We start from the raw sequence: 6,223 nt of genomic DNA on the forward strand, positions 1-6,223 counted from the left end.
GGCCTGGTCGACCGGGGCCTCGTCCGGCACCTCGGCACCTCCAACGTCACGATCCCCAAGCTCGAGCGGATCCTCGCCGACGTCCGCCCGTTGACTTCCCAGGTGCGCGGCCGTGCTCGCGGGTCCGGGGGCGTTCGCCGACTCGAGGTCCGTTCTCCTCCGGCTCCTGCTCCGTTCTCCTCCGGCTCCCGCGACTGTCCAGGAGTCGTCGCACCCGAGCTCGAGTGCGACGACTCCTGCGCACTCGGCGACGACCGCTGGGACGGGCCCGGCGGCTCCACGACGATGCGGAAGCGGCCGTACTGGAGCGCGAGTACGGCGACTTCGGAGGAGTGGCGACCGGCTCGAGTGCGCGGGTCCGCGAGTGCTCAGGAGTTGTCGCAGTCGACGCCGAGTGCGACGACTTCTGGACAGTGGGGGGGAGGGGCTCCGGGTGAGGGCTCGCGAGTGCTCAGGAGTTGTCGCAGTCGACGCCGAGTGCGACAACTCCTGGACGGTGGGGGAGGCTCCGGGGTGAGCGCTTGCGAGTGCTCAGGAGTTGTCGCAGTCGACGCCGAGTGCGACAAGTTCTGGACGGTGGGGGAGGGTCCGGGGTGAGGGTTCGCGAGTGCTCAAGAGTTGTCGCAGTCGACGCCGAGTGCGACGACTTCTGGACGGTGGGCGGCGTCCGAGCAGCGTCAGGGGCCCCGGCAGCACCCGTCAGGGACCGCGGCGGCACGCATCGGGGGCCCCGCGGCGCGCGTCGCGCCCGGCACCCGCGACCTAGGGTGAGGGCATGCATCCGCTCGACGCCCAGGACCCGCTCGCGCACTGCCCCGAGCTGTTCGTCCGCACCCCCGAGGTCCGCTCCTACCTCGACGGCAACTCGCTCGGCCGGCCGCTGCGCGCGAGCGTCGCCCGGCTCGCGCGGTTCGCGGAGGAGGAGTGGGGCGGCCGCCTCATCCGCGGCTGGGAGGAGGGCTGGCTCGACATGCCGCTCGAGGTCGGCGACGCCCTCGGCTCCGCGGTGCTGGGAGCCGCGGCCGGGCAGACGGTCGTCGCCGACTCCACGACCGTCCTGCTCTACAAGCTCACCCGCGCGGCGATCGCCCGCCAGGCGGAGCAGGGGCGCGACGAGATCGTCGTGGACACCGACAACTTCCCCACCGACCGGTACGTGCTGGAGGGCATCGCGGCCGAGACCGGCAGCACGCTCCGCTGGATCGACTCCGACCCCGGGAGCGGCGTCGGCCCCGACGACCTCGCCCCGGCGCTCGGCGAGCGGACGGCACTGGTGCTGCTCAGCCACGTCGCCTACCGCTCGGGGTTCCTCGCCGACGCCGCGGCGATCACCGCTCAGGCGCACGAGGCCGGCGCGCTCGTGCTCTGGGACGCCTCCCACTCCGTCGGCTCCGTGCCGCTCGAGCTCGACGCGTGGGGCGCGGACCTCGCGGTCGGCTGCTCCTACAAGTACCTCAACGGAGGCCCGGGGGCGCCCGCGTGGGCGTACGTCGCGTCCCGGCACCAGGGCTCGCTCGCGCAGCCGGTGCAGGGCTGGATGGGCGTCGCCGACATGTTCGAGATGGGACCCGGCTACCGTCCGGCCGAGGGGATGCGGCGCTTCCTCAGCGGGACTCCGCCGATCACGGGGATGCTCGCGATGCAGGACATGATCGCGCTGATCGCCTCGGTGGGCATGCCCGCGGTGCGCGCGAAGTCGGAGGCGATGACGGCGTACGCGCTGGAGCTGGCCGACGCGTGGCTGGTGCCGCGCGGGGTGCGGGTGGCGACTCCGCTCGACCCCGCCCGGCGCGGCTCGCACGTGACGATCGCGCACGAGTCGTTCGCCGGCCTGGTCCCGCGGCTGCAGGCGGAGGGGATCGTGCCGGACTTCCGCCGACCCGACGGCATCCGGATCGGCCTCTCGCCGCTGTCGACCACCTTCGCCGAGCTGGAGCTGGGCATGGCGGCCATCAGGGACGCGCTGGACTGAGCGGGCCGGGGCTCGGCGAGGCGGCTGTTCCCGGCCCCACCCCTGGCCTCACCGCGCGTCGCGCGTCCGGCGGGTGCTCTCCTTCTGCAGGGCCTCGACGAGCTCCGCCTTCGTCATGCGCGAGCGGCCGGAGACGTCCAGGCGCTTGGCGAGGTCCATCAGGTGCGCCTTGGTCGCGTTCGCGTCCACTCCGCCCGCCGTCTCGCCCCCGGGGGAGCGGCCGTGGCCCTCGGCGCGGGAGTCGGAGGGGCCGCTCTCGGCCTTGCGCTCCCAGTGGTCGCCGACCTTCTCGTACTCGTGCTTCAGCGCGGCGAAGGCCGTGCGATGGGCGCGCTCACCGTCGCCGTAGCTGTCGACGGCCGAGTCGTGCGCGGCCGACCAGAGCTTCTGCGCGTGCTCGTCGGAGCGCTCGATGGTGGACGGGATCTGTTCCTCGCGGGGCATGGCGGCCTCCCTCTCGTCCTCCGACGCTACGTCGGGTCGGAGGCGCCGGTCACCCCGTTGACGAGCGCTCGGCGGGCGCCTCCGTCCCCGGAGCGCACTCGGGAGGCCGCTGCCGGTGTTCTCACCGGGCCGACGCCGATGATGGGGCGATGTTCATCCCGACCAGAGCCGCCGGTCTCGAGGCGCTCGACGACTTCGTCGCCCGCGCGGGCTCCGCCTACGCCCGCGACCGCAACCACGACCTCGGACCGTCCCGGGACAACGTCTCCGGACTCTCGCCCTACCTCCGCCACCGCCTCGTCACCGAGCGGGAGGTCGTCGCCGCGGTCCTCGCGCGCCACCGGCTGACCGCCGCGGAGAAGTTCGTCCAGGAGGTGTTCTGGCGCACCTACTGGAAGGGCTGGCTCGAGCAGAACCCCGATGTCTGGCGCCGCTACCGCCGCGAGGTGGCGGACTCCTCCGCGGGTGATCCTCCGCCCGGCTACCTCGACGCGATCGGCGGACGCAGCGGCATCGACGCGATGGACGCGTGGGTGAGCGAGCTCGTCGAGACCGGGTACCTCCACAACCACACCCGCATGTGGTTCGCGAGCATCTGGATCTTCACCCTCGGACTGCCCTGGCAGCTCGGCGCCGACTTCTTCTACCGGCACCTGCTCGACGGCGACGCCGCGTCCAACACCCTGTCGTGGCGATGGGTCGCCGGCCTGCAGACTCCGGGCAAGACCTACCTCGCCTCCGCGTCCAACATCGCCCGCTACACGGAGGGGCGCTTCTCGCCGAGCGGCCTCGCCACCACAGCCCCCGCGCTGACGGAGGAGCCCTTCCCGCCGCGGGCACCGCTCGAGCAGGACGACGTCGTGGGGACCGTCGGCGCCCGCCCCGGCCTCCTGCTGCACGAGGAGGACCTCGAGGCGGAGAGCCTGCTCGCCGAGCAGCCGGGTCTGGCCGAGCGCCTCGTCGCGTGCGCCGTCGCCGGGGACGCGGGCGGGCGCTCGCCGTCCGGAGTCTCCGACGCGGTCGCCGCCTTCACCGCCGCGGCGCTCGCCGACGCCGCCGAGCGCACTTCCGACTCCAGCGGTCGGCCGGCGCGGGTGCTGGCGGACGCGCGTGCCGCGACGGTCGTCGACTGGGCGGTCTCCGAGCGGATCGACACCGTGGTCGTTCCGTACGCGCCGGTCGGGCCCGTCGGCGAGCGGGTGGAGGCGCTCCGCTCGGCTCTCGCCGACGAGGGGGTCGCGCTCGTCACCGTGCGCCGCCGCTGGGACGGTGCGGCGTGGCCGTCGGCGTCGCGGGGGTTCTTCCCGTTCCGGAAGCGGATCCCGGCGCTGGTGCGCGACCTCGTCGAGCCCGCCGACGCGGCCCGCCTGTTCTGAGCGGCGTCCTGTGAGCCGCGTCCTGTGACCCGCGTCCTGTAGGCCGCGTCCCGCGTCCCGCGTCCCGCATCCCGCATCCCGCGAGCCGCGACCCGCGAGCCGTGTCCTGTGAGCCCCGTCCCGCGACCCACGTCCTGTGAGCCCCGTCCCGCGGAATCTGCCTGGTCCCGCGGGGCGGGTGCCGCTCAGCCGAGCAGGCGGTCGCGGAGGAAGTCGCTCGCGAAGCGGCCCGAGGGGTCCCACTCGGAGCGGAGGGTGCGCCACTCCTCGAGGTGCGGGTAGAGCGGCGCGATCTCGTCGGCTCCGGCGAGGAAGTGCTTGCCCCAGTGCGGCCGGGCGCCGAGCGGCAGCAGCGCGCCCTCGACGGCGGGGAGCACGGCGTCGACGCCGGCGCGGTCCTTCTTGAAGGTGAAGTGCACGCCGACGCTGTCGCGGCCTCCGGCGGGGGAGAGCCACTGGTCGTCGCCCGCCATGGTCCGCAGCTCCGTGATGAGCAGGACGTCGTCGATCCGCTCGCCGATCGCGCGCAGCGCCACGATCGCCTCGCGCACGTTCGCGCGCGGCACCATGTACTCGCTCTGGATCTCGTCGCCCGCGCTCGGCTCGCGGTCGAGGCGGAAGTGCGGCAGGCGCTCGGACCACGGTCCGACGGAGCCGCCGAACGGGTTCAGGTTGGAGTCGACACCCTCCGAGACGGCGAAGAGGCTCGCGGAGGCGGCGACCGCGCCCAGGTGCGTCGCGTCGACGTCGGCGACGGATCCCGCCGCCACCTTGGTCTTCAGCCACAGCTGCTCCACCGTCGGCGAGGACCAGTGGGTCATGAGGCTGACGCTGTAGGCGGAGGAGGTGATCGCGTCGAAGTCGTCGAGCACGCGCTCCCAGGGCAGGTCGACGAACGCGTCCTGGCGGACGTCGAAGGTCGGCTGGATGTCGAGGGTCACGCGGGTGACGATGCCGAAGGCGCCGAGGCCGACGACGACGCCCTCGAAGCCCGGCTCCCCGCGGCGGATCGTGCGCAGCGAGCCGTCGGCGGTGACGAGCTCGAGCGCCGAGACGGCGGAGGAGAGGTTCGCGTTGCGGTCGCCCGAGCCGTGAGTGCCGGTCGCGATGGCGCCGGCGACCGAGATGTGCGGGAGCGAGCCCATGTTGTGCAGGGCGTAGCCGTTGCTGTGCAGGTGTGCGGCGACGACGCCGTAGCGGGTGGCGCCGCCGACGGTGACGGTGCTCGCCTCGGCGTCGATCACGGGGTCGGAGGCCAGGCGGCCCAGGTGCAGCAGTGCGCCGGGGGTGTCGGGCAGGGAGTTGAAGGAGTGGCGGCTGCCGAGGGCGCGGACGCGCTCGTTCTCGCGGACGAGGCGCTGCACCTCCTCGACGGACTCCGGCTCGATGATGGCGGCGGCGCGGTACTCGTAGGTGCCCGCCCAGTTGCTCCGTGAGGTCATGGATCCATTCTGCCGGGTGCGCGGGGGATTTGTTGTTGGTTGCAACGAATGGCCTGGTAACGCACGGGACGCGGCAGGACGGAACGGCGTGGATTTTGTTCGGGGCGCGCTCCGGGCCCCTGACGGGGAGGGCGGCGATGACCGCGCGCAGACGACCCCGCTCGGATCTGTTCCGGGTGTGCGTGCGCCTCCTGGTCACGATCGTGGTGGTGCTGCTCGTCCTGGCGACGGGGACGCTCGCTCCGGGCGACGGGGCCGTCGATGCGACGGCGACCCTCGTTCCGGTCCATCTGCTCGGCCGGCCGCGCTCCACCGCCCTCTCCGTGGGCTGGAGCGCCGCCTCCTTCTCGCGCCTCGACGAGCAGGCGCTGCGAAGCGCCGCCTCCTTCTCGCGCCTCGACGAGCAGGCGCTGCGAAGCGCCGCCTCCTTCTCGCGCCTCGACGAGCAGGCGCTGCGGAGCACCGCCGAGGAGGAGGCGCGCGGCGAGCGGCGCCTCCTCTCGCGGATGGCGGGAGCGACCGGGGTGACCGGCACGACGCTGCCGGCGGCGCTGCCGGCGGCGGTGCCGGCGATCGTGGTCACGGTGGCGATCGCGCAGAGGACGGAGTCCCGCAGCGAGCCCCTCTCCCTCGCCGCCGCCCTGCTCGCCGTCGCGAGCTCGTGGGTGCTGATGGTCCTCTCGGTCGCACAGGCCTGCCTGCGCCTCGAGTTGCGGTCGCCCCGGCGGTCGCAGGTGCGCTTCGCCTTCGAGGAGGCGCCGCACTTCAGTGACGACGCGACCCTCGCGCTCCTGCTGTCCACGACGGCGGCCACGGTCTCGGCCGAGATCCGCTCGAGAGAGGGCTGGCGCCTGGTGCGCGCGAACGTCGTCATCGCGTCCGCCTTCGACTCGGTCGTCATCGCGATGACGGTGTCACTGCTGTTCGGCGGACTCGCGGCCTGAGACGGCGGGAGCGGAGCGTCCGCGGGGCCGGGGGCGGTGGGGTCG

5 protein-coding genes are annotated in these 6,223 nt (G+C 73.7%); 3 read left to right on the forward strand and 2 right to left on the reverse strand.

The genetic code is table 11. The features are described 5' to 3' along the window. Positions 1–775 precede the first annotated feature (775 nt). Positions 776–1,972, forward strand: coding sequence for a kynureninase (locus C5C54_RS17095; RefSeq protein ID WP_104273937.1), 1,197 nt, complete (start codon positions 776–778; stop codon positions 1,970–1,972). 48 nt (positions 1,973–2,020) lie between these two features. Here C5C54_RS17095 and C5C54_RS17100 read toward each other — a convergent pair whose 3' ends face one another. Continuing rightward, positions 2,021–2,416 (reverse strand): ChaB family protein, encoded by a 396-nt coding sequence (locus C5C54_RS17100; protein WP_104225169.1) that lies wholly within the window; start codon positions 2,414–2,416, stop codon positions 2,021–2,023. Between the two features lie 149 nt (positions 2,417–2,565). Here C5C54_RS17100 and C5C54_RS17105 point away from each other — a divergent pair, with 149 nt between their 5' ends. Continuing rightward, positions 2,566–3,792 (forward strand): FAD-binding domain-containing protein, encoded by a 1,227-nt coding sequence (locus C5C54_RS17105; protein ID WP_104273936.1) that lies wholly within the window; start codon positions 2,566–2,568, stop codon positions 3,790–3,792. A gap of 185 nt (positions 3,793–3,977) precedes the next feature. Here the strand turns inward: C5C54_RS17105 and C5C54_RS17110 are convergent, their stop codons facing one another. Beyond that, the gene (locus C5C54_RS17110; RefSeq protein WP_104234610.1) at positions 3,978–5,234 is read right to left on the reverse strand and encodes an FAD-binding protein; all 1,257 of its coding nucleotides are present in this window, start codon (positions 5,232–5,234) and stop codon (positions 3,978–3,980) included. A gap of 137 nt (positions 5,235–5,371) precedes the next feature. Between C5C54_RS17110 and C5C54_RS17115 the strand changes: the two genes are divergently transcribed. Next, positions 5,372–6,178 carry a DUF1345 domain-containing protein gene (locus C5C54_RS17115; RefSeq protein ID WP_104288864.1) on the forward strand — a complete coding sequence of 269 codons (807 nt, stop codon included), beginning with the start codon at positions 5,372–5,374 and terminating at the stop codon, positions 6,176–6,178. Positions 6,179–6,223: the final 45 nt, after the last annotated feature.

Source organism: Rathayibacter sp. AY1F2, assembly GCF_002930885.1.
GTDB lineage: Bacteria > Actinomycetota > Actinomycetes > Actinomycetales > Microbacteriaceae > Rathayibacter.

Coding starts and splice junctions, on each gene's coding strand:
- C5C54_RS17100 (WP_104225169.1), bottom strand. CDS start 2,416: ATGCCCCGCGAGGAACAGATCCCGTCCACCATCGAGCGCTCCGACGAG.
- C5C54_RS17115 (WP_104288864.1), top strand. CDS start 5,372: ATGACCGCGCGCAGACGACCCCGCTCGGATCTGTTCCGGGTGTGCGTG.
- C5C54_RS17110 (WP_104234610.1), bottom strand. CDS start 5,234: ATGACCTCACGGAGCAACTGGGCGGGCACCTACGAGTACCGCGCCGCC.
- C5C54_RS17105 (WP_104273936.1), top strand. CDS start 2,566: ATGTTCATCCCGACCAGAGCCGCCGGTCTCGAGGCGCTCGACGACTTC.
- C5C54_RS17095 (WP_104273937.1), top strand. CDS start 776: ATGCATCCGCTCGACGCCCAGGACCCGCTCGCGCACTGCCCCGAGCTG.